22 protein-coding genes are annotated in these 23386 nt (G+C 73.0%); 17 read left to right on the top strand and 5 right to left on the bottom strand.

Going from position 1 to position 23386, the window contains the following annotated elements; all coding sequences use genetic code 11:
* Window positions 1–224: 224 nt before the first annotated feature.
* The 4 genes from Srubr_RS17705 to Srubr_RS17690 form a co-directional block, all read right to left on the bottom strand.
* Entirely contained in the window at window positions 225–1436 is a 1212-nt protein-coding gene (locus Srubr_RS17705) for a helix-turn-helix domain-containing protein (protein ID WP_189989617.1), read from the bottom strand.
* Window positions 1437–1646: 210 nt separating this feature from the next.
* Entirely contained in the window at window positions 1647–2588 is a 942-nt protein-coding gene (locus Srubr_RS17700; protein WP_189989615.1) for a hypothetical protein, read from the bottom strand.
* A 47-nt stretch (window positions 2589–2635) separates the two neighbouring features.
* A complete protein-coding gene (locus Srubr_RS17695) occupies window positions 2636–4246 on the bottom strand; it encodes a DUF6801 domain-containing protein (RefSeq protein ID WP_189989613.1) in 1611 nt (536 codons plus the stop codon).
* Between the two features lie 123 nt (window positions 4247–4369).
* Complete coding sequence (locus tag Srubr_RS17690; RefSeq protein ID WP_189989611.1) at window positions 4370–5005, bottom strand: hypothetical protein; 636 nt, start codon at window positions 5003–5005, stop codon at window positions 4370–4372.
* A gap of 652 nt (window positions 5006–5657) precedes the next feature.
* Here Srubr_RS17690 and Srubr_RS17685 point away from each other — a divergent pair.
* The 17 genes from Srubr_RS17685 to Srubr_RS17605 all read left to right on the top strand — a co-directional run bounded on the left by Srubr_RS17685 (window position 5658) and on the right by Srubr_RS17605 (window position 21265).
* Window positions 5658–6665 (top strand): ABC transporter ATP-binding protein, encoded by a 1008-nt coding sequence (locus Srubr_RS17685; RefSeq protein ID WP_189989609.1) that lies wholly within the window; start codon window positions 5658–5660, stop codon window positions 6663–6665.
* Window positions 6662–7426: an MlaE family ABC transporter permease gene (locus tag Srubr_RS17680; protein ID WP_189989607.1), complete on the top strand. Its 765-nt coding sequence runs from the start codon at window positions 6662–6664 to the stop codon at window positions 7424–7426. Before Srubr_RS17685 ends, Srubr_RS17680 begins: the two co-directional genes overlap by 4 nt.
* A gap of 6 nt (window positions 7427–7432) precedes the next feature.
* Entirely contained in the window at window positions 7433–8239 is an 807-nt protein-coding gene (locus tag Srubr_RS17675) for an MlaE family ABC transporter permease (protein WP_189989605.1), read from the top strand.
* Window position 8240: 1 nt separating this feature from the next.
* Window positions 8241–9494 (top strand): MCE family protein, encoded by a 1254-nt coding sequence (locus tag Srubr_RS17670; protein WP_189989603.1) that lies wholly within the window; start codon window positions 8241–8243, stop codon window positions 9492–9494.
* Complete coding sequence (locus tag Srubr_RS17665) at window positions 9491–10549, top strand: MCE family protein (protein ID WP_189989601.1); 1059 nt, start codon at window positions 9491–9493, stop codon at window positions 10547–10549. The genes Srubr_RS17670 and Srubr_RS17665 overlap by 4 nt, the downstream gene beginning before the upstream one ends.
* The gene (locus Srubr_RS17660; protein ID WP_189989599.1) at window positions 10546–11634 is read left to right on the top strand and encodes an MCE family protein; all 1089 of its coding nucleotides are present in this window, start codon (window positions 10546–10548) and stop codon (window positions 11632–11634) included. Before Srubr_RS17665 ends, Srubr_RS17660 begins: the two co-directional genes overlap by 4 nt.
* Window positions 11631–12653, top strand: coding sequence for an MCE family protein (locus Srubr_RS17655; RefSeq protein ID WP_189989597.1), 1023 nt, complete (start codon window positions 11631–11633; stop codon window positions 12651–12653). The genes Srubr_RS17660 and Srubr_RS17655 overlap by 4 nt, the downstream gene beginning before the upstream one ends.
* Window positions 12650–13915: an MCE family protein gene (locus Srubr_RS17650; RefSeq protein ID WP_189989595.1), complete on the top strand. Its 1266-nt coding sequence runs from the start codon at window positions 12650–12652 to the stop codon at window positions 13913–13915. The genes Srubr_RS17655 and Srubr_RS17650 overlap by 4 nt, the downstream gene beginning before the upstream one ends.
* Window positions 13912–15189 carry an MCE family protein gene (locus Srubr_RS17645; protein WP_189989592.1) on the top strand — a complete coding sequence of 426 codons (1278 nt, stop codon included), beginning with the start codon at window positions 13912–13914 and terminating at the stop codon, window positions 15187–15189. Before Srubr_RS17650 ends, Srubr_RS17645 begins: the two co-directional genes overlap by 4 nt.
* Entirely contained in the window at window positions 15186–15698 is a 513-nt protein-coding gene (locus Srubr_RS17640) for a hypothetical protein (protein WP_189989589.1), read from the top strand. The genes Srubr_RS17645 and Srubr_RS17640 overlap by 4 nt, the downstream gene beginning before the upstream one ends.
* 236 nt (window positions 15699–15934) lie before the next feature.
* Complete coding sequence (locus Srubr_RS17635; protein ID WP_229926430.1) at window positions 15935–16612, top strand: hypothetical protein; 678 nt, start codon at window positions 15935–15937, stop codon at window positions 16610–16612.
* Window positions 16613–16638: 26 nt separating this feature from the next.
* Window positions 16639–17187 carry a hypothetical protein gene (locus tag Srubr_RS17630; protein ID WP_189989587.1) on the top strand — a complete coding sequence of 183 codons (549 nt, stop codon included), beginning with the start codon at window positions 16639–16641 and terminating at the stop codon, window positions 17185–17187.
* Between the two features lie 44 nt (window positions 17188–17231).
* A complete protein-coding gene (locus Srubr_RS17625; RefSeq protein WP_189989585.1) occupies window positions 17232–18062 on the top strand; it encodes a hypothetical protein in 831 nt (276 codons plus the stop codon).
* Window positions 18063–18131: 69 nt separating this feature from the next.
* A complete protein-coding gene (locus Srubr_RS17620) occupies window positions 18132–19400 on the top strand; it encodes a lytic transglycosylase domain-containing protein (protein ID WP_189989583.1) in 1269 nt (422 codons plus the stop codon).
* A gap of 251 nt (window positions 19401–19651) precedes the next feature.
* Window positions 19652–20014: a hypothetical protein gene (locus Srubr_RS17615; RefSeq protein WP_189989581.1), complete on the top strand. Its 363-nt coding sequence runs from the start codon at window positions 19652–19654 to the stop codon at window positions 20012–20014.
* Window positions 20015–20109: 95 nt separating this feature from the next.
* The gene (locus Srubr_RS17610) at window positions 20110–20883 is read left to right on the top strand and encodes a restriction endonuclease (protein ID WP_373313332.1); all 774 of its coding nucleotides are present in this window, start codon (window positions 20110–20112) and stop codon (window positions 20881–20883) included.
* Window positions 20884–20944: 61 nt separating this feature from the next.
* Complete coding sequence (locus Srubr_RS17605; RefSeq protein WP_189989579.1) at window positions 20945–21265, top strand: DUF6191 domain-containing protein; 321 nt, start codon at window positions 20945–20947, stop codon at window positions 21263–21265.
* A gap of 101 nt (window positions 21266–21366) precedes the next feature.
* Here the strand turns inward: Srubr_RS17605 and Srubr_RS17600 are convergent, their stop codons facing one another.
* Window positions 21367–23121, bottom strand: a complete 1755-nt coding sequence (locus Srubr_RS17600) for a M28 family peptidase (RefSeq protein ID WP_413790258.1) — start codon at window positions 23119–23121, stop codon at window positions 21367–21369.
* Between the last annotated feature and the right edge of the window lie 265 nt (window positions 23122–23386).

Raw genomic sequence — 23386 nt, 5'->3', positions numbered from 1 at the left:
CCCCTCCCTGACCGGGCTGCCGTGTCGCCGCACTGTATCCGGTCGCCCCGGGGCCGACGGGCCGGTGCTCGGGGGAGCGGCCGCCGGGCGAGGTTCTGGCGGGGCACGTACGGCGCTGCCGTCATCGGCCGTCGGGTGGAGGGGCCGGCGGAGCGCGCACGGCGCTGTCGTCCGCCGGCGGGGCCGCCCCGGCCGCCCGTTCCCACGCGACGTACCGTGCCGCCTCACCGCGGGCCGTCGTGCCCCCGCAGGTGCAGCGCGCGCAGGGCGACCTCCAGGGCGAAACGGTGCTCGGGGTCGGCGAGCCGGTCGCCGAGGTGGGAGTCCAGGGTGCGCAGGCGGTAGCGGACGGTCTGGGCGTGGACGCCCAGCATCTCGCCCACCTGCTCCGCGGGCGCGCGGGTGGAGATGTGGACCCGCAGGGTCTCGATGAGCCGGCCGCGCCGACTGGGCGGGAGCCCGTCGAGCGGGGCCAGTTCGCGGGCCGCGAGATGGTCGGCCAGGGCCTGGTCGGACAACAGCCACAGGGTGGTGAGGTGGTCCTCGCAGGCGATCAGCGGGGCGTTGGGGACCACTCCGTCGTCCACCAGTTGCAGGATGCGGCGCGCCCAGCGCACCGAGTCGGCGGCCTGGCCGAGCGGGACGGTGAGACCGAGCACGGCACGGGTGCCGGACAGCGCCTTGCGGAGCATCGCCAGGCGCTGCGGGGTGAGGCTGCCGGGGACGAGCAGGTGGGGCTGGGGCATGTCGAGGTCGACGAGGACGTCCTCGTCGAGCGCGGCCTGGACGCGGTCGGCCACCGGGGGGCGCAGCGCGACCAGGGTGCACCGTAGGGGCAGCTCCCAGCCGGCCGCCTCGGCCAGCTCGGTGACGGTGGTCCCGGGCAGCGGCGGTGCGGCCAGGATGAGGTGCAGCAGGCGTCTTCGTAACGCGGACACCTCGGAGGCGGCCCGCTCCCGCACCTCCGCGTACCCCTCACGGGTGACCGCCTCCAGCTCGTCGACGTAGGCGAAGAGGGCGTCGGCGAAGGAGAGGACGAGGGCGGGGGAGAGGTTGTGCTGCCGCCCGATCGTCTTGGCGCGGCGCAGCGTGATCCGCGCCCCGAGGCGGTAGGCGCCTTGCAGGGTGTGCAGGTCGCGGCCTTCGTACGCCTCCACCCGGCCGAACCTGCGCAGCAGTTCGTCGCGGGCTTCCGAGCGCTTGCCGGGATCGGCCACCCGGTCCACGAAGGTCACCACCGCCAGTTCCACGCCCTGGCGGATCGCGTCCCCGCTCGGCCCGTTGAGCAGCCGGCCGTACACCGGGTAGGCGCGGGTGACCTCCGCTCGTATCTCGTTGAGCAGGCCCGGCAGTTCGGGCCGTATGAAGGCCGCGAACCTCTTGGGGAGGGGGCCGAGCGGTTCGCCGACCTCGGGGGACCGTGCGATCGAGGGCATAAGTCACCTCTTGCGCTCAGAAGTGTCCGGCGAGGTGGCCGGCCGGGCACCGCCCGCCTCGCGCGGACGGCGCCCGGACCGGTCCACCAGGTGTCACACCGGTCTGGGTGCTGACACTTAATCAACTCGGCCGCCGGGTGTACACCGTTCAGGCGGATTACGCCGGTGCCCGGCGAAGCTCGCCGCCCGGAAACGGCCGGGCCGTGGCCGTCACCGGACGGCGGAGTGCCAGTCGCGGGCGAGCACCTTGCCGGCGTCGGGTACGACGGTGCCGGGCGCGGTCAGGCCGGCCAGGGAGGTCTGGGCGTTGTTCAGGGTGAGGCTGTTGTTCCCGGCGGCGGAGGGCAGGCCGGTCTTGGCGTTGACGGCGGCGTTGATCAGGCCGACGTTCAGGCCGCAGCCGGTGGCCCCCGGTACCGCGAAGCTGCTGTCGTTCTGCGGGGCGCCGGTGAGGTCGATCCGGCTCATCTCGCCGGCGTCGTCGGCCGTGCCGTCCCCCTTGAAGAAGGTCATCCCGAACGCCGGGTAGTCGAGGTTCTTCGGGCGCAGCACGATCGGCGCGGACGCCGACCCGATGTAGCAGTTGTCGCCGAGGAGCGGGTTCTGCAGGTGGACGCGGACCGGCAGGGCGATGATCGGCATGTCCTTCAGGACGCCCGCGGTCTGGTCGAAGGCGTACGGCGCGCCGACGGACTCCATGGTGGCGGTGATCTTGTTCAGCTTGGCGTCGCTGAGGGTCTGGCAGATGCCGGTGATCACCGGGATGTCGCTCGGGCACATCAGGCCGAGCAGACCGCCGGGGACGGTGGCGGAGTCGGCGACCAGCGCGCCGGAGGGCGGGGCGACGACGGTGCTGGTGCCGTCCGCGTTCTGCACGACACCGAACTGGAGGTTGGTCCGGCCCGTGACCACGGTGGTCTTGCCCAGCTTGATGGAGCCGCTGGCCGAGGTGGAGACCACGCACTGCGGGGTCCGGTCGGAACCGTCGGCGGCCAGCATCGCCGGGGCGTCCACGGGGCAGCGGGTGAAGGGGGCCCACTGACCGTTCAGCGTGGGGTCGGCGGCCGTCGCGCCGCCGATGGAGGCGAGGGTGCCGAGCGCGGTGAGGGCGGCGACGGCACAGAGCCGGGTGCGGGTGGAGAGCCGGGGCATGGTGGTGGCCTTCCGGGGCGAAGGGGGAAGTGCCGAGCGGGGACGGCTCAGCGCTCGGGGACGGGAATGACGAGGGGTTGCAGGTCCTTGGTGCACTGGTCGGGGTTGAAGACCTGCACCGCGCAGGTCTGGCCCTGCATCTGCTTGACGTAGTTGCCGGGGCCGGACACCGAGGCGGTGAGCAGGCGGTCGAGGTTCTCGCCCTTGCCGCCGCAGTGGGTGAAGGCGGGGATGGTCACCTCACCGGTCAGCGGGCCGCCGGAGCTGAGCAGATAGCCGACGGGCAGGGCGGGGGGCTGGTGCGAGCTGCGGCCGGTCAGCACCAGGTGGTCACCGGGGAACTTCGCGGGCTCGGGCTCCTCCGAGCGCAGCGGGGACCGCGTCCGGCAGCCGGTACCGACGTCCAGCGGGGTCCCGTTGACCTCCAGGGCGGTCACCCGCAGGACCAGCGGGACCCGGATCCGTGTCTCCAGCTTGGTGAACTGGGTGACGAACGAGGTCTCGCCCTTGCCGTCCATGGTCATGGGCCCCGTCTGCTCCAGCACCATGGTGGCCTTCGTCGGCACGAAGCCGAAGGTCAGGAAGGTCGCCTGGAACGGAGGGGTCCGCGGCTCGCCCCGGTACCAGAGCGTTCCCTGCGAGTGCTGGGTGAGATAGCCCCCGCTGTAGTCCGGGAAGAGCTCGATGTCGGTGGGGCCCTGCTCGATCAGCGCGCAGGACAGGGGGATCAGGGAGGCTCCGGCGAGCTTGCGCACGTTGGTGTAGCCGGTGATGTAGGCGTTCAGCGATGCCGAGGTGGACGGGTGCCGCTCGTCGTAGCGGCAGGGCGGGGCGTCCGGGCGGCGGGTGGCGGCACCTCGCGGGGCCCGTTCCGTCACCGTCGGCGCCCGGCCCTTCTGATCGTCCCGGCCGTCCTGGCCGGTCTGCTCGTTCGGGGCGTGCGGGCTGCCGGACGCCCCGGGTGAGCCGCCGTCCGGCGCCGGGACGGAGGGCGTCGGTGAGGCGGGGGTGGTGGCCGGGGGCCCGGGGTCCGGCCCGATCGGTACGGTGGCCAGCAGGCCCCGCTCGGGCGCGTCCTCGGCGAGCGAGCAGCCGATGGTCAGCGCGGCGGGGTCGGCGGCGGTGCCGTCCGGGGTGTCGAGCGCCAGATCGAGGTCGAGGGCGCGGGCGGAGAAGGCGAGGTCGCCGGCCACGCGGGCGGTGACGGAGGGGACTTCGCCCGTCGCGGTCAGCGTCAGGGGTCCCGAGGCGGGCAGGGCGGCCGGCCGCGCGGTACCGCGCCAGGTCGCCTCGGCCGCCGCCTCGCCCTGCGCGATGCCGACCCCGAGGCGGGTCACCGCGCGCACGCCGGCCGCCCGGCCGCGGGCGAGGTCCGCCACCGCTGCGGCCGGCAGCTCGACGGTGGTGGTGACACCGGTGGGGGTGAACGCCCTGCCCGCCTCGGCGGTGGCGGGGAAGCCTGCCGTGACGCGTACCGTCGCGGGCTGTTCTCCCGAGGGCAGCCGGCAGACGTAGGGGAGCGCGACATCCGCCTCCTGGGTGCCCGCGGCCGAGACCGCGGCCGGGACCATGGCGGCGAGCACCACGAACGCGCCGATGGCCGAGGTGCGGGCGCGGACCCGGGGCAGCCGCGGCGCGGCGGCGCGATGGCCTCTCATACAGCTCCAGTCGGTCGTACACCGGTGGGGACAAGGGGGAACGGCGCCGGGGGCGGGGCCGGGCGGTCCGCGTCCGCCCGGCCGGGGTGCGTGACCGGCCGGGCGGACGCGGACGGCGGCGCCTTACGGGTTGGAGCCGACGATCTTCGGGATGGAGCCGTTGGAGGCCTTGATGACGTAGTTGCCCTTGAAGGTGGGCTTGGTGGAGGTGGTGACCACCGTGCCGCAGTTGACGGGGGCCGGGTTGGAGCTGACGACCAGGTCGCCCGCGACGCTGTTGACCGCCAGGACGCCCGAGGAGTTGGTGTAGGTGCCCGAGGCCTTGCCCGTCACGGTGAACTTGCAGGCGCCCGCGGTCACGTTGGCCTTGACGTTGCCGACGTAGCCCGTGGTGACGCCGGTCGTGGCGTTGTAGTCCTGGGCGACGACCGTCCAGGGGGTGACCGCCACGGTGCTGACGTTGCCCAGGACGCTGGTGCACGGCGAGGCCGAGGTGCCGAAGCTGATCGAGCTGATGGTGGCGACCGTGGCCGGGTTGCCGGTGGCGTTGGACATGGTGCCGGACGCGCCGGAGGTCGTGCACGTCATCGGAATGGTCGCGGTCAGCACGATGTTGCCGCTGTTCGTCGCCGTGTAGCTGCCCGTCGGGGTGACGGTCCAGTTCGTGGAGGGAGCCGCCGAGGCGGGACCGGCGGTGAGACCGAAGGCGGCCGCGGCCGCACCCGCCACGACGGCGAGCCTTCTCGTGTGCTTCTTCATGGCGTCAGGGCTCTCCTTGTGGTTGAACGGCAGGGATGGGCCGCCGCTGAATCGATCCGGGGTGTGCGGCCCGCGGCTCGGTGTTCCCCGTCCGCGGACCATGACGTTACTGGCGGGAAACTTCGCCGAACAATGCCGTTGTTCATGATTCTTTGAAAAGAGGAACCATCTCTTTCCGGGGTGAGTGATCCACCACCGGTCTTAGTCATCCGCTGCCAAAGCCGGGGCTCTTCGGCGGTGCGGGAGATGGTGTCCCCGGCCTGCCCGCACGGGGCCGGATCGCTCACTCTGCGACAAGTTCCGCAGGCGGGTTTGTCTGCGCCGTGACAGATTTCGCATGGCCGGACCGGGACTCACCGAAAACCTGGAACCCTGTATTGCCCCCCGCGGTTACTGGGCCGTAACGTGCCGGTGCGGTGCTCGGTGCCAGGTCGGCGACCCCCGCCGGCCGAGCCGTGGCGGATGCCTTCCGGCCGCCGGCCCGTCCTGTCCGCGCCGAGGCGCGGACGGGCGGAGCGGGATTGTCTGCGGGGTGACAAACGCCGGGCCGGCGGCGGGGGTTGTGGCGCCGCACCCGATGCCGGCGGGCTGCGCCCCGAGTTGACGCGCGCACCCGTGCACACGGAACCAACCTGCGTCCGCTGGAGGTGATATGGGCGTCGAAGTGGTGGTCGAAGGTCTGACCAAGTCCTTCGGTAAGCAGAGCATCTGGCGGGACGTGACACTCACTCTTCCGGCCGGAGAAGTAAGCGTCATGCTGGGGCCGTCCGGCACCGGGAAGACCGTCTTCCTGAAGTCGCTCGTCGGGCTGCTCAAACCCGAGAAAGGCCGGGTGCTCATCAATGGGGTGGACATGGTGAACAGCCCCGAGCGGGAAATCTATGAGACCCGTAAGTTGTTCGGGCTCATGTTCCAGGACGGGGCCCTGTTCGGATCCATGTCGCTGTTCGACAATATCGCCTTCCCGTTGCGCGAGCACACCCGCAAGAAGGAGTCGGAGATCCGCCGCATCGTCATGGAGCGGATCGAGATCGTCGGACTGCTGGGCGCGGAGGGCAAACTGCCGGGGGAGATCAGCGGAGGCATGCGCAAACGGGCCGGACTGGCCCGCGCGCTCGTGCTGGACCCGCAGATCATCCTCTGTGACGAACCGGACTCCGGCCTCGACCCGGTCCGCACCGCCTACCTCTCCCAGCTGCTGATCGACCTGAACGCGCAGCTCGACGCGACGATGCTCATCGTCACCCACAACCTCGACATCGCCGCCACCGTGCCCGACAACATGGGGATGCTCTTCCGGCGCGAACTCGTCACCTTCGGCCCGCGCGAGGTGCTGCTCACCAGCGAGGAACCGGTGGTCGCCCAGTTCCTCGCCGGCCGGCGTGAAGGCCCCATCGGAATGTCGGAGGAGAAGGACGCGGCCACCCTCGCGGCCGAGGCGAGCACCGCCCGCGCCACCGCCGAGCCCCGCAGGATCGTGCCGCAGCTGGAGCCGTCGCCCGGACTGCCGTACCGCCGCGCCGTCACCCGACGGCGGGAACGCGTCCTGCGGATGATCGACCAACTGCCCTCCGCCGCCCGCGCCGCCATCCTGCGGACCTACGCGGACAGCGCCGCGCCACCCACCCGGCCGATCCCCGCCGCCGGGAGCGGCGCATGATCACCGGAGCGCTGCGGCAGACCGGGCGGCTCTTCGCGCTCGCCGTCGAGGTCGGCCGTGCCATGTTCCGGCGGCCCTTCCAGTTCCGCGAGTTCATCGAGCAGTTCTGGTTCGTCGCCGGAGTCACCATCCTGCCCGCCGCTCTCGTCTCCATCCCCTTCGGCGCGGTCATCGCGCTCCAGGTCGGCTCGCTCACCCGGCAACTGGGCGCCCAGTCCTTCACCGGGGGCGCCAGCGTGCTCGCCGTCGTCCAGCAGGCCAGCCCGCTCATCGTCGCCCTGCTGATCGCCGGCGCCGGCGGCTCCGCCATCTGCGCCGACCTGGGCTCCCGCAAGATCCGCGAAGAGCTGGAGGCCATGGAGGTCATGGGCGTCTCGCCCGTCCAGCGCCTGGTCGTGCCCCGGGTGCTGGCCACCATGGGCGTGGCGGTCCTGCTCAACGGCCTGGTCTCCGTCGTCGGCACCCTCGGCGGCTACTTCTTCAACGTCATCCTGCAGGACGGCACCCCCGCCGCCTACCTGTCCAGCTTCTCCTCCCTCGCCCAGCCGGCCGATCTCTACATCAGCGAACTCAAGGCCCTGGTCTTCGGGTTCATCGCGGGTATCGTCGCCGCCTTCCGGGGGCTCAACCCGCGTGGCGGTCCCAAGGGGGTCGGCGACGCCGTCAACCAGTCCGTCGTCATCACCTTCCTCCTGCTCTTCTTCGTCAACATGGTCATGACGGTCCTGTACCTCCGGATCGTCCCGCCGAAGGGGGGCTGACCCGCGATGGCCTCCCCGCTCGCCTGGCTCGACCGCTCCGGCGACCACCTGCTCTTCTACACCCGGGCCCTGCTGTGGATCCCGCGCGCCCTGCGCCGCTACCTCAAAGAGGTCCAGCGCCTCCTCGCCGAGGTCGCCTTCGGCACCGGAGGGCTCGGCGTCATCGGCGGCACCATCGGCGTGATGATCGCGATGACCCTGTTCACCGGGACCGTCGTCGGACTCCAGGGGTACGCGGCCCTCGACCAGATCGGCACCGCCGCGTTCACCGGATTCGTCTCCGCCTACTTCAACACCCGCGAGATCGCCCCCCTCGTCGCCGGGCTCGCCCTCTCCGCGACCGTCGGCGCCGGCTTCACCGCGCAGCTCGGCGCCATGCGCATCAACGAGGAGGTCGACGCCCTCGAAGGCATGGGCATCCGCTCCATGCCCTACCTCGTCACCACCCGCGTCATCGCCGGGGTCGTCGCCATCATCCCCCTCTACGCGATCGGCCTGCTCTCCTCCTACCTGTCCTCCCGACTGGTCACCGTCCTGTTCAACGGCCAGTCGCGGGGCACCTACGACCACTACTTCAACCTGTTCCTCTCCCCGACGGACGTGCTCCTGTCCGTGCTGAAGGTGCTGATCTTCAGCGTGATGGTGATCCTCGCCCACTGCTACTACGGCTACCGCGCCGCCGGCGGCCCGGCCGGCGTCGGCGTCGCCGTGGGCCGGTCCGTACGCAACGCCATCGTGCTGATCAGCGTCACCGACTTCTTCCTGTCGCTCGCCCTGTGGGGCGCGACCACGACCGTGAAGGTGGCGGGGTGAGATGAGCCGACCACGAGGCGACACGCTGCGCCGCCGCTTCGCCGGGGTGGTGTTCCTGCTGGTGCCCGCCCTGCTGATCTGGCTGGCCGTCGCCGTCTACGACAAGAGGTTCACCGACTCCGCCCCGGTGGTCGTCGAGACCGGCAGCGTCGGCAACGAGATGCACCTGGGCGCCGAGGTCAAACTGCGCGGCGTCGTCGTCGGCGAGGTCCGCGCCGTCCACGCCACCGGCGACGGCGCCCGGCTCACCCTCGCCATGAAACCCGGCGCCCTCGACCGGGTGCCGTCCGACGTGCGCGCGCAGATGCTGCCGACCACGCTGTTCGGCGAACGGTACGTCGCGCTCGTACCGCCCGCGCGCCCCTCGCCACGGCCGCTGACCGCCGGGGCCGTCATCCCGCAGGACCGCTCCGCGAACGCCGTGGAACTCCAGCAGGTCCTCGACAACGTGCTGCCGATGCTCACCGCCGTCCAGCCGCACAAGCTCTCCGCCACCCTCTCCGCCGTCTCCCAGGCCCTGGAGGGCCGCGGCGACCGGCTCGGCGCCACCCTCACCCGGCTCGACGCGCACCTGCGCCGGTTCAACCCCCAGCTGCCCACGCTCAACCGCGACCTCAAGGAACTGGTGAAGGTCAGCCATGTCTACGCGGACGCCGCCCCCGACATCCTCGCCGCGCTCACCGACTTCACCACCACCAGCGGCACCCTCGCCGAGCAGGAGGCCGAACTCGCCGGCACCTTCGGCGCCACCACCAAGGCGGCCGAGGACATGACCGCCTTCCTCCAGCGGAACGCGGACAACATCATCCAGCTCAGCGCCGCGAGCCGGCCCACCCTGGAACTGCTCGCCGAGTACTCCCCGTCCTTCCCCTGCACCCTGCGCACCCTCGCCGAGTTCGTGCCCGCCATGGACAAGGCGCTCGGCAAGGGCACCGACCGGCCCGGCATCCACGTCGACGTCACCACCGTGCCCTCGCGCGGCGCCTACCGCCCCGGCCGCGACACCCCGGTCTACGACGCCGGGGGCGGCCCCCGCTGCCACCCCGTCCCCTACCTCGGCACCGCCGCGGAACCCGCCACGACGGCATACCCGCGAACCGGTTCCGAACTCGGCCCGGCCAACACCCCGCAGGAGAACGACCTCATCGACGAACTGCTGGCCCCCGCCACCGGCCGGCCCCCAGGCGAACTGCCCGACTGGAGCAGCCTGCTGGCCGGCCCGGCCTACCGCGGCACGGAGGTGACCCTCGGATGACCGCCCCCGACCACGCCCACACCCGACGGCGCTCCCTGGCCGGACCGCTGCTGAAGTCGCTGGCCTTCGTGATGGTGACCGGCCTCGCCACCGCCGTGCTCGGCCTCAGCGTCGCCGACACCGGCATCGGCGGCGGCACCGCCACCTATCGGGCGCTGTTCACCGACGTCACCGGCCTCGACGAGGGCGCCAGTGTGCGGATCTCCGGGGTGAAGGTCGGTGAGGTGACCGACGTGCGGGTCGTCCACCGCCGCACCGCACAGGTCACCTTCACCGTCCGCGAGGACCGCCGGCTGCCCCGGTCGGCCACCGCCGCCGTGAAGTACCTCAACATGGTCGGCCAGCGCTACGTGGCCCTCGACCGGGGCAGCGGAGACCTCACCGGCACCCTCCGGCCGGGCGACACCATCCCGTTGGAGCGCACCACCCCCGCCCTGGACCTGACCCTGCTCTTCAACGGGTTCAAGCCGCTGTTCGAAGGACTCTCCCCGAAGGACGTCAACGAACTCGCCGGGTCCATCGTCCAGGTGCTGCAGGGCGAGGGCGCCACCGTCGACAGCCTGATCCGCCACATCGGCTCGCTCAGCACCACCGTCGCCGCCAAGGACAAGGTGATCGGCGAAGTCGTCGACAACCTCGGCACCGTCCTGCGGACCCTCAACGAACGCGAGGCCGGCTTCGACGACCTCGTCGCCACCCTGCGGTCCCTCGTCACCGGCTTCAACGACGACCGCGAACCCCTCGGCGAAGCCGTCCAGGCCATGGGCGAGCTGACCACCGTCACCGCCGGACTCCTCCAGGACGGCCGCGCGCCCCTGAAGAAGGACATCCGCGAACTGGGCCGGCTGTCGACGGGCCTGGCCGAACACACCCCGCAGATCGAGGACTTCCTCGACCGCAGCCCCGCCAAGATGTCCGCCCTGGCCCGGCTCTCCTCCTACGGATCGTGGTTCAACCTCTACCTGTGCGAGGCACGGGTGAGCGGCGTGACCACCTCCGACGGCTCCGAGGCACCGACCGGTATCGCCCTCACCGAATCGAGGTGCCGCGGATGAGACCCTTCGCACGGGGCGGCGGCACCGGCCGGCCGGACGCGGCCCGGCGCCCGCGCTTCAAGCCGGTCAGGGAACGGGACCCCCGTGCCGTGGGCGTCGTCGGACTGCTCGCCCTCGCCCTGCTCGCCGTCCTCGTCCTGCGGGTGGACCGGCTGCCGTTCGGCGGCGGCACCACCTACAGCGCCGACTTCTCCGAGGCGGCCGGGCTCGACGAGGGCGACGAGGTGCGCGTCGCCGGCGTCAAGGTCGGGGAGGTCACCGGCGTCGCCCTCGACGGCCCCAAGGTCAAGGTCAGCTTCGAGGTCGAGGACGCCTGGATCGGCGACCGGACGACCGCGGCCATCGCCATCAAGACCGTCCTCGGCGACAAGTACCTGGCGCTCGACCCGCTCGGCGCCGCCCGCCAGGACCCCGGCAGCCGCATCCCGCTGACCCGCACCACCTCCCCGTACGACGTGACCCAGGCGCTCCAGGACCTCGGCGGCACCATCGACGCCCTCGACACCCGGCGGCTCGCGGACAGCTTCGAGACCATCTCCAAGACCTTCGCCAACTCCCCGCCCCACGTGCGCAAGGCCGCCGACGGCCTGTCCGCGCTGTCGAAGACCGTCTCCCGGCGCGACACCGAACTCGCCGAACTCCTGCGCGGCAGCGCCAGGTTCACCCAGACGCTGAAGGACAAGAAGTCCAGTTTCGAGATCCTCCTGCGGGACGGAGGCTCCCTGCTCGGCGAGTTGCGCGACCGCCGCGACGCCATCCAGGCGCTGCTCGAGGGAAGCCGGGACCTCGGCACCGAACTCGGCGGCCTCGTCGAGGACAACGACCGGCAGCTGGGCCCCACCCTTGAGGCGCTCGGCCGGGTCACCACCGTCCTGGAGAAGAACAGCGCCCAGCTCGGCAAGACCCTCGCACTGGCCGGACCCTACTACCGCCTCGTCGGCAACACCCTCGGCAACGGCCGCTGGTTCGACAGCTACCTGTGCGGCGTCGTCCCCCGCGCCTATCTGCCCGAGGGCTCCCGGCCCTCGACCGGCTGCGTGCCGCCGAAACAGCCGGCCGCGGCCGAGCGGAAAGGTGAGCGATGAGCACCCGCCGGAAACTCCTCGCCTGCGCGCTCGCCCTGACGGTGCTGATCGCCGCCGGGCTCGCCGCCGTACGGGTCCTCGGCTCCGACGGCACCCGCCTCACCGCCTACTTCGACCGCGCCGTCGGCATCTACGCCGGATCCGACCTGCGGATCCTCGGCGTACGGGTCGGCGAGGTCGAGTCGGTGCGGCCGCAGGGCACCACGGTACGGGTCGGCCTCCGGGTCGACGAGGGCGTCAAGGTACCCGACGGCGCCCGCGCCGTCGTCGTCGCACCGAGCGTCGTCTCCGACCGGTACGTGCAGCTCACCCCCGCCTACCGCGACGGCCCGGCCCTCGCCGACGGCGCCGTCCTGCCCGCCGCCCGCAACCGCACCCCCGTCGAGATAGACCAGCTCTACGACTCGATCACCGAACTCAGCCGGGCGCTCGGCCCCGACGGCGCCAACTCCGCCGGCGCGCTGTCCGGCCTGCTGCGCACCGGGGCGGCCAACCTCCGCGGCAACGGCGAGGCCATCGGCGAGAGCATCGAGCAGTTCGGCAAGGCGGCCAAGACCCTCGACGGCAGCAGTGACCACCTGTTCGACACGCTGAGCCGGCTCCAGGCCTTCACCACCATGCTCAAGGAGAAGGACGACGACGTGCGCACCGCCCAGGAACGCCTGGCCGAGGTCGTCGGCGTCTTCGCCGACAACAAGGACGACCTCGCGGGCGCCCTGGCCGAACTCGGCACCGCCCTGGGCCAGGTCAAGACCTTCATCGAGGACAACCGGGGCGCGCTGAAGGAGAACGTGGACCGGCTCGTCCCCCTCACCCGGACCCTGGTCGAGCAGCGGGCCTCCCTCGCCGAGGCCCTGGACGTGGCGCCGCTGGCCGCGGCCAACGTCGTCAACGCCTACAACCCCGACACCCGCACCCTCGACGGCCGCGCCAACCTCAACGAGATCAGCCTGGGCGGCCCGCTGCTGCCGCTGTACCCGACGGACGGCATCACGGCGTCCGGGAAGGGACAGCGATGAAACTCCTCACCCGGCCCGCCGACCCGCCGGCCGAGGCGGTCCGCAGGCGGACGCTGACCAAACCGGGCGCGGCCCGCCTCACCGTCGGCGGACTGCTCGCCCTCGGCCTGACCCTGGCCCTCGGCGCGGCCACCCTCGGGCTGACGCGCTTCGACGGCGTCCAGGAACTGCCGCTGCCCGGCGGCGCCGACCTCGGCGACCACCCGTACACCGTCACGGCGGAACTGCGCGACGTGCTCAGCCTGGTGCCGCAGGCGGCGGTGAAGGTCAACGACGTCGCCGTCGGCCGGGTCACCGGCATCGAACTCGACGGCTGGTCCGCCCGCGTCACCATGAAGATCAACGGCGCGGTACGGCTGCCCGCCGACGCCACCGCCCGGGTCGGACAGTCCAGTCTGCTCGGCGAGAAGTACATCCAGCTCGCGGCGCCCGCCCGGGAGACCGGCGCCGGGCGGCTCGCGGACGGCGCCGTCATCCCGGTCTCCCGCACCAGCCGCAACACCGAGGTCGAGGAGGTGTTCGGCGCGCTGTCCCTGCTGCTCAACGGCGGCGGCGTCAACCAGCTCAAGACCATCACCCGGGAACTGAACGAGGCGCTCGGCGGCCGGGAGGGCGACGTCCGCTCCGTACTGAAACGGGTCGACACCCTGGTGACCGACCTCGACGACCACCGGGGCGACATCACCGACGCGCTCGACGCCGTCAACCGGCTCTCCGCGACCCTCGCCACCCGCGAGGACGACGTCGCCACCGTCCTCACCGACCTCTCACCCGGACTGAAGACCCTCGACCGGCAACGCGGCTCGCTGCTGACCATGCTGCGCTCCCTCGACACGCTCTCCGAGGTCGCCGTCGCCACCATCGACGCGAGCAAGGACGACATGATCGCCGACCTCAAGGCCATCGCGCCCTCCCTGAAGGCCCTCGCGGACGCGGGCACGGACCTGCCCGACTCGCTCCAGGTGCTGCTCACCTACCCGTTCACCGACGAGGTGCTGCGCGGAGTGAAGGGCGACTACCTCAACGTCTACCTGGAGATGACGGCCGCGCCGGGAACGCGGATCATCCCGCCGCTGGTGCCGCGGAGCACGCCCGCCCCGACCGCGAGCGCACAGCCCGGCACGACCGCCCGCGAAGGCACCGGCAAGGCACCCCGGACCGCCCCCGCTCCCACCTCGCCGCTGCCCCTGCCCGCCGTCTCCACCCCCGCCTCCGCCGGCACCGGCTCCGGGGCACCCACGCCGGGAGGTGAACTCGGGTGATCACCCGCGCCGTCCGGCTGAAGAACCTCGCCTTCCTCCTCATCGCCGTGCTCGCCTGCTCCTACCTCGGCATCCGCTACGCCGACCTCGGCCGGTACGCCGGGGTCGCCGACTACTACACGGTCGACGTGCTCCTGCCGCGGACCGGCGGCCTGTTCACCCACTCCGACGTCACCTACCGGGGCGTCTCGGTGGGCCGCGTCGGACCGATCGGCCTCACCGCGGACGGTGTCGTGGCCGAACTGCGCATCAAGAAGTCCGCCCCGCGCATACCCGCCGACGCCCGTGCCGTGGTCGCCGGGCTCTCCGCCGTCGGCGAGCAGTACATCGACCTGCGCCCGCGCGGCGACGACGGTCCCTACCTCGCCGACGGCGCCCGGATCGAACAGTCCGACACCCAGGTCCCCGCACCCGTCACGGACGTACTCGCCGGCATCGACGACCTGACCCGGTCCGTACCGCTGGAGGACCTGCGCACGGTCGTGGACGAGTTCGGCAAGACCTTCGAAGGGCACGGCGACGACCTCCAGGCGCTGCTCGACAGCGGCGACGCCTTCCTGCGGGCCGCCGACCGCAACCTGCCCGCCACCACCCGGCTCATCGCCGACGGCGAGACCGTGCTGCGCACCCAGGCCGAAGAGACCCGCGCCATCCGGGACTTCGCCGGCGGAGCCGAGGAACTGGCCCGTACCCTCAAGGGCTCCGACGCCGACCTGCGCCGCCTCCTCGCCACCGCGCCCGAGGCCGCCACCCAGGTCAGCGCGGTCCTGCGGGACCTCGACCCGAGCCTCGGCGTCGTCCTCGCCAACCTGCTCACCACCTCCGAGATCGCCGTCACCCGGCAGCGCGGCCTGGAGGAACTGCTCGTGAAGTACCCCGCGGCCGTGTCCGCCGGGGCCACCGCCGTCGACGGAGGGAAGCTGAACCTCGGCATGGCCGTCACCTTCTTCAAGCCCCTGCCCTGCACCGCCGGTTACGGCGCCACCCGCTACCGCAACGGACTCGACCTCGGCACCGCGCCCGCCCTCAACACCGGCGCGGCGTGCACCGCCTCCGCCGCGGACGGGTACAACGTACGCGGCTCGGCACACGCGCCCGAGGGCGGCCCGGTCCCCGACCCGGCGCGGCCCGGCTCCCTGCCCTCCGGCGGCGCGGCGGCACCGGGCGGCACCGCCGGCGCGCTGCCCGGCGCCCTCGCCCTGCCCGGCCAGGACGGCGCGGCGCCGAAGGACATGGCGGACCTCCTCCTGCCCGGCACCGGGAGCACACGGTGAGGGGGGCCAGGCTGCTCGCGGGCGTGGGGCTCGTGCTGGCGGCCGGCTTCTGCGGGACCGGCGCGTGGACGTACGCGCAGGCCCGCACCGACGACGCTGCCGCCTACGGCCGGCAGCGGGACCGGGCGCTCGCCGAGGGCCGCGCGGGTGTCACCGCCCTCACCACGCTGGACGCCTCCACCCGGCAGCGGGCCGAGGCGGGCATCCGGGCCTGGCGCGCCGCGTCGACCGGGCCGCTGCGCGACACGCTGGGCCGTACGGAGCCGAAGGCGGGCGCCTCGGCCCGCGGCACGGTCACCGAGGCCGCCGTCACCGCGCTCGACACCCGCGCCGGCACGGCCAAGCTCATCGCCACCGTCAGCGTCGAGGTCACCCCGGCGGGAACCAAACGGCCGGCCACCGACCGAAAACGCCTGGAGGCCGTCCTGTCCCGCACGGACGCGGGGGAGTGGAAGGTACGGGCCCTGAACGCGGTGCCGCTGACCGGGGACGGGGAGGACGGCCGATGAGACTCACACGCCCGCGACGCGCCCCGGCGCCGGTGCTCACGCGCACCGGGACGGGCGGCTCCGCCGAGGACGTGACGGCGCCTGGCGCGCCCGCCACGGAAGCGGCCCGGCCGGGCCCCGCGTTACCGGGGGGCGAGCCGGCCGGCTCCGGGACCGCCGGGACTGCCGAGGGTGAGCCGGCCGGCGCGCGCGAGGCAGGGGCGGCCGAGGCCGGGGCGGATTCCGGGCCGGAGTCCGTGACGCCCGTCGGCGAGTCCACCGGGCCGGAGGCGGACGACGGGCCGGAGGCGGACGGCCGGCCGGAGGGCGAGGCGCGCGAGGGCGGGCCCGCCGGGCCGGAGTCGGAGAGCCCCGTGGACGGGGCCGCCCAGGCGGAGGCGGGCGGGAGCGTGTCCCGTCGGTGGCGGTCACGGGTCGGCCGGCTGCGCGGGGCCGCGGCGGCGGGGATCGTCGCCGTACTCCTGGGCGGCGGGGGCGGCTTCCTCTACGGCGCCCACCAGCTGAGGTCGACGGAGGCCGCCCGTAACCGCGCGCTCACCGACACCGAGGCCACCGCCCGGGTCGCGGGGGAGATCGACAACGCCCTCGCCCGCGTCTTCTCCTACACACCCGACGGCACCGCGACCGCCGAGCGCTCCGCACGCACCGTGCTCGACGGCCGCGCGGCCCGCCAGTACCAGGAACTGTTCGCCAGGGTCCGCGACGACCTCGCCGGCCAGCGGATCACCCTCAGTACCAAGGCCGTACGCACCGGCGTGATCGAACTCGACGGAGACCGGGCCCGCCTGCTGGTGTTCCTCGACCAGGTCTCCCGCCGCGGCAACGGCAAGGCCACCACGGCCGCCGCCCAGCTCACCGTCACGGCCCGGCTGGTGGACGACCGTTGGCGGATCGTCGACATCAAGGCCCGCTGACCGTGCGCGCAAGACGGGAGAACCTCATGCCACGTACCCCGCGTGTCCTCGCCGGAAGACGTCCGCGGTTACTGACCGCGCTGTCCCTCGCCCTCGTCCTCTGCGCGGCGGGTTTCGCGGCGTGGGCGGGCGAGGACTGGTACGAAGCGGCCCATGACGACCGGTCGGCGTACGCCGCCCAGCGGGACGAGGCGCTCGCCGCCGGGGAACAGGCCGTGCAGAACCTCAACACCCTCGACCACCGCGACCTGGACCGCGGTCTCGACCTGTGGGAGTCGTCCACCACCGGCGAGCTGCACGAGCAACTGGCCTCGGGGCGCGAGCAGTTCGCCGATCAGGTGAAGGCGGCGAAGACGGTCACCACGGCCCGGGTGCTGTCGGGCGCCGTCACCGAGCTCGACGACCGTGCCGGGCGGGCCCGGGTACTGGTCGCCCTGCGCGTGACCGTCAAGGCGTCCGACGGGGCGAAGACCGAGAAGGACAGCCGGATGTTCGGCGAACTCACCCGCACCAAGAGCCAGTGGCGGCTCAGCGCCCTGGGACAGGCCCCGGTGGGCGGCGCCTCGGCCGGCTGACCGTTCCGTCCGCGCCCGCCGCCCGCACGAGAGGACACCGCACGATGCCGACGACCCGCCACCACATCAACCGCGAGCGGCGCCGCCAGTCGCGCGACACCCGGCCCGCCGCCTTCCCGGAGCAGCAGAACCAGCCGGGGCAACCGAAGCAGCAGAAGCAGCCGGGGCAACCGAAGCAGCCGGGGCAGGCCGGGCAGCCGGAACAGTCGGAGCGCCCGGCACCTCGCACCCGTACCCACGCGACGGCCGTACGCCCCCGATCCGCCCGAACGGCAGTCAGGGCCCCGGACACGGCACGGGACCGGAAGCCGGACGGCCCTCCGCCCCCCGCCGGTGAGGCCGGCCGCCCCCACCACCGCACCGCCCTCGCACTCCTCTGCGCCCTCACCCTCCTCCTCGGCGGCTTCGCCGGCTGGGCGCACGCCAAGGCCGAGGCCCTGCGGGACGACCCCGCGCTGGGCAACACCGCGCTGACCGACCTCGCCCGCACCAGCGAGATCAAGGGGCAGGCCGCCAAAGCCGTCGACCGGCTCTTCTCCTACGACCACACCGACCCCGGCGCGCTGAAGAAGGCCGCCGGGGACCTCCTCACCGGGAAGGCCGTCGCCCAGCACCGCGCCCTGCTCGCCGATGTCCGCAAGCGGGCCGACGCGCAGAAGGCGGTGATCACCACGACGGTCACCGACAGCGCGGTCGAACGCATCGACGGCGACCGGGCCCGGGTCCTGGTCTACGCCGACCAGAGCAGCGTCAGCACCTCCGGGACCCGCGGGAAACAGGACGAGGGCGTGTACGCGGGAGCGATGCTCGCCGTGGACGTCGTGCTCCGCGACGGGCGGTGGCTCGTCTCCGGCATCGACACCTTCGGCCGCTGAGGACGACGCGACCACGCCATCGAGTGCGCCACCGCGAAGCCCACGACAACCACGGGAGTGACACCAGCGATGTCCATGCGCCGCGCACGACGCCCGCTCACCGTCCGGACCCGCAAGGGGCTGCGGAGCACCGCCCTCGTCGTGACGGTCGTGGCGGCCCTCACCGCGTCCCAGGCGCCCGGCCTCACCGGCCGCACCGAGGAGGCGAAGGACGCCCACGCGGCACCGCCGGCCGACGAGGACCACCGGCCGGTCACAAACGCCCCGTACGCCGAACCCGCCCCGCCCGGCGACGGTTCGTACCACACGGAACTGCCGCCCCTGGCCGTGCGGTCCGGCGTGGCTTCCCCGGCCGTTCTGCGCGACACGCGCGCCCAGTCCGGCATCCCGGCCACCGTGCTGCGTGCCTACCGGGCCGCCGAGACCTCGGTCGCCCGGACCGATCCAGGCTGCCGACTGCCCTGGGAACTGCTCGCGGCGATCGGCAAGGTCGAATCCGGCCACGCGGGCGGCGGCGCCGTCGGCCCGGACGGCACCACCACGCGCCGGATCACCGGGCCCGCCCTCGACGGCCGCGGTTTCGCCCTGATCCGGGACACCGACGGCGGGTCCCGTGACGGCGACCGGCGCTACGACCGCGCGGTGGGCCCGATGCAGTTCCTGCCCTCCACCTGGGCCCGCTGGGGCACGGACGGCAACGGCGACGGCCGGGCCGACCCGGACAACGTCTTCGACGCGGCCCTGGCGGCCGGACACTACCTGTGCGCGGGCGACCGTGACCTGAGCCGGAACGCCGACCAGGCCGAAGCGGTCCTCAGCTACAACCACTCGCGGTCCTACCTCGAACTGGTCAGGCGCTGGCTGGAGTTCTACAGCGGGGGAGTCCACGCCGTACCGGACGGCACGGGTGTGCCGCCGCGGAGCCCCGGCGCGGGCGGCGACACACCGGCGGCCGAGCCCGCCGACGGCGCGGGCGGCGGCGCGGGGAACAAAGGCGCGGGGGACGGCGACGGGGACATCATCGTCGGCCCGGACCCGACCCCGCCGGGCAACCCCGGGCCGTCCCCCTCCGCTCCCTCGCCGACCCCTGCCCCGACATCGGCCTCCCCGGCCCCGACCCCCTCCGCTCCGACGACGCCCCCGGCGAGCCCGGAGCCCTCCCGGTCACCCGGGCAGCCGACGGGCAGTCCGACACCGTCCACCACACCGGCCCCGACGGCCGAGCCGAGCCCGTCGCCCACCGAACCGGACGACTGCGCCACCTCATCCGCCACTCCGTCCCCCACCCCCAGCAGCTCCGCGAGCCCGACGCCGTGCCCCACCGCCGTGACCGGGTGACAGCCGGCCGAAAAGGTGACGGAGCACTGCCGTCGGTATTCCGGCATATCGCCCGCGCCCGGGGTGGTGTGCCGGTACCGTGAGGCAGAAGTCAGTACGGGGGTCCGACAGGTGCGTGCCTCCGCCGTCCGCTCGGCGTCGGCTTCGCTCGGGCCCCGCTGAGCGGCGCGCGGGACGCCTCGTCCACGTTTCCCGGCCAGGCCCGAGATGCGCCGGTGCGCCCGGGCAGGACCGAGGGGGAGGAATCGCCGATGACGGGTTGGCTGCGTCGCCGGGCGGCGAAGAGGGACCACGAGGCGATGCTGAGGCAGCGCGTCGATCACGAGCTGCTGAAGAGGACGGTCACGCGCGGCCTGGCGGAGGTGCGGCGCACGGCCCGTGGTGTGCGTCAGCCGGCGTTCGCGGCCGCGGCCGAGGAGGTGATCCGGGAGGCGGAACAGATCAGCACTCAGTTCATGATCGATGCGATCGTCTGCTGGAACTTCGGTGTCCGCGGCAACGGACTTCCGCCTGAGGACAGCAGGCGCATGGTGGTCCGGGAATATCTGAGCTGGCGGGCCCACATGGACGTGTGCGTCCAGAAACTCCGTCGTTACGCGGACCAGGCCCAGTGAACATCAACCGTCGCCCCCGGGGGTGAAGGGAGCGCGGGCTTTGCGGGCAGACGGATGTGATCTTCACGTTCCGTCAGGGAAGGGGGCGTCACCTCGTGACCATGCCCGCACGCCGCATCCGACCGCGCACCGGCCGCCGGTCGTTCGATCTACGCTCGACCGCCCTGTTCTTCGTGCTTCTCGCCCTGCTCCTGTGCGTCCTGGGCTTCGCCGTCCGTACGCTGGCCGGGACCGCCGAGCGGCGCCCCGCCTGGGTGGCCGTGCTGTGCCTGACGGGTCTCGCCGCCGTCCTGGCGTGGGGCCGCCGACGGCGCCGCCTCTTCGGTGCCCGGACCGCCCGGCGGGCCGCCGCGGCACTGGAGGAGGGGGTGCACACGGCGCTGGAGGAGTGGGAAGCGCCCGCGGCGGGCACCCCGGCCGCCGGCCACCGGCACCTCGCCGATGCGGCCGGGTACGACCGTGCCTACGACTACGACGCCCTGGACGCCGACGAGTTCGAGCGGGCCGTGGCCGGGCTGTGCGAACGGGACGGCTGTACCGGGGTCGAAGTCGTCGGCGGGGCCGGGGACTTGGGCGCCGATGTACTGGCCGTGGCACCGGACGGGCGGCGGGTGGTCATCCAGTGCAAGCGCTACGGCGACGGGCACCGGGTCGGCTCGCAGGACCTGCAGCGCTTCGGCGGCACGTGCTTCACCGTGCACGAGGCCGATGTCGCGGTCCTCGTCACCACCAGCGACTTCACCGCACCGGCCGCCGAGTACGCCGAACAGTGCGGGATCGTGTGTGTCGGCCGGCCGGCCCTGCGGGCGTGGCACGACGGCACCGGTCCGGCACCCTGGATGCTCGTGGACACCGCCGGCGGATGCTGACCGGGATCGGGCCCGGGTTCGGAGGTTGACCGCCGGCCGGCCGGGGTCCGGATACTGGTGTATGGCATTCGTCTTCTTCATGACCCTGCCCGGACTGGTGGTCGTACTGACTCTGCTGGCCTTCGCCGACCAGTTGCTGCTGCGCGCGGGACGGGCCGGAGCGCTGCCGTGGCGCAACGGCGCGCGGCAGGGTCAGATAGCGGCCACCGGATTCGAGCAGCTGCACGCGAGCCTGTCGCCGGGCAAGCAGCACGAGTTGAAGGAACGGCAGTCGGCGCTGGTCGTCCCGGACCACGAGGACGACGGGGCGCCGCCGAACAGGACCACGGTGGACCTGGACGGAGGAACCGCGGTGGTCCGGATGCCCCGGCGGGACCGGTAGGAGACGTGTCCGAGCGCCGTCGGCCCGGTGCGGCCTGGACACAGGACCCGTGGCGGGGGAGCCGGGAGTGGCGGTCCGGCTCCCCCTCGGCGTGCGTGCGGTCAGCCGGTCGTCAGGGTGGCGTCGTCGACGACGAAGCTGGTCTGGAGGCCGGAGTCCTCGGTGGCCGTGAACGTCAGCGTGATCTGCTGGCCGGCGTACTGGCCGAGGTCCAGGGTGCGTTCGGTGTACCCGGTGGCCGCGTCGGCGTTGGAGTAGGTCTGCTTGACGGTCCCGTTCACCTTCACCTGGAAGGTGTCGTACACCGTCGTGCCCGACTCGGCGGTGTCGATGTGCAGCCAGTACCTCAGGGTCGCCTGCGCGCAGCCCGCCGGGACGGTCACCGTCTGGCCGATGCTGTCGGTGGCGGCGTAGCCGTACCCCGCCAGCCAGGCGTACCGGGACCCGGAGTGCGCGGACTGGCCGCTGAACGTGCCGATCGCACTTGTGCTGCCCGTCCACGGCGACGTACCGCTCTCGAAGCCGCCGTTGGAGATCACCTGGGACGGCGTGCAGCTCCCGGCGCCCTTGACGGTCAGCGTGTAGGAGGCGCTGCGCGTGGCGGTGCCGGTGCCGGTGATGGTGAGCGGGTAGGTGCCCGGCGGCACGGAGGAGCCGACGGAGACCGTCGCCGTGGACGAGGCACCGGAGGTCACCGAGGCCGGGCTGAAGGACACCGTGACGCCCGCCGGGGCACCCGAGGCGGACAGGTTCACCGTCTGCGCCGAGCCGCTGGTGGTGGCCGTGGCCACGGTGGTGGTCAGCGAGGACCCCGGGTCGGTGCTGCCGGTGCCCGGGTTCACCGAGACCGAGAAGTCGTTGGCCGGGGCGGTGTCCGAGACCGCCTGCTTCCACAGCGTGTAGGCGACACCGTCCGCGCTGCGGTTCAGCCCGGTGGCGTTGATGTTGCTGGTGGTGTCGCACGCGGAGTGGTAGCAGCGGTCGTACGCGGTGCCCGCCGTGCCGCCCCACTTGGCGGCCTGCGCCGAGGTCTTGCGGGCGCTCGCGCCCATCGCGTAACCGGAGGTCGGGATGCCGTAGTTCTCGAAGGAGTAGTCGTCGGAGCGGCCCGCGCCCTCGGTGTTCTCCTCGGGCTGGAGGTTCAGCGAGTCCCAGTACGCCTTCATCGGCGCGGCGGCGGCCGAGGTGATGTGGTTGATGAAGTAGCCGCCGTTGGGCGAGGCGACCATGTCGAAGTTGTAGTACGCCTTGATCGCCGAGCGCTGGGCGGAGGTCAGCGAACGGACGTAGAACTCCGAGCCGTTGAGGCCCTGCTCCTCGTCCGTCCACCAGCCGAAGCGGACGCGCGCCGCCATGGAGGGGCCGGTCTCGGCGAGTTTCAGCGCTACCTCCAGGAGGGTGGCGCTGCCGGAGCCGTTGTCGTTGATGCCGGGGCCGGCGGAGACGCCGTCCAGGTGGGCGCCGAACATGTACACCTTGGACGCGTCACCGCGGGGCCACTCGGCGATCAGGTTGGGGCCGGCGCCGCTGGTGCAGCCGGAGGTGCAGGGCTGCTCGGTGACGGTGTAACCGGCCGCCTGGAGCTTGCCCTTCACATAGGCCACCGAGTCCCGGTAACCCTGGCCGGTGGAGCGGCGGTTGCCGCCGTTGCGGGTGGCTATGGCGTTCAGCTCGGTGAGGTGCGCCTGCACTCTGGTGACGTCGATGTCGGGCGCGGCGGCCAGGGCGGGGGCGTGGGCCGCCGTGGGGAGGTGGCCCGTGGGGGCCGCCTCGGCGCTCGCGGGCAGCAGGGTGAGGCCCGCGGCGGCCGTGGCCAGCGCCAGGCCCGCCAGGGACAGTCTTCGTGGTCGTAGCACCATGTCTCCTTGTGGGGTGGAGGAAACGCCGGGTGTGCGGCGGACTCGGGTGAGCCGCACCACGACACCCTGAAGAGCATGCGCATGCCAAGCCCTCGGCAACCACGGGCGTGCGGGACCGGCCGGATCGCGGCTCCCGCCCGTCCTCCCGGCGGGCGCCGGCACGGGTGCCGTACGGGCGCGCCGAGGCCCCGAGGAACCGGGCGGGCGGCCATGAGGTTAACGGCCCCGCCCTGCTCGCGCCCCCGGCCGAAACCGGCGCGTC

Origin of the sequence: Streptomyces rubradiris (assembly GCF_016860525.1) — a bacterium.
Lineage (GTDB): Bacteria > Actinomycetota > Actinomycetes > Streptomycetales > Streptomycetaceae > Streptomyces > Streptomyces rubradiris.
This window is presented reverse-complemented; position numbering and strand designations above follow the sequence as displayed.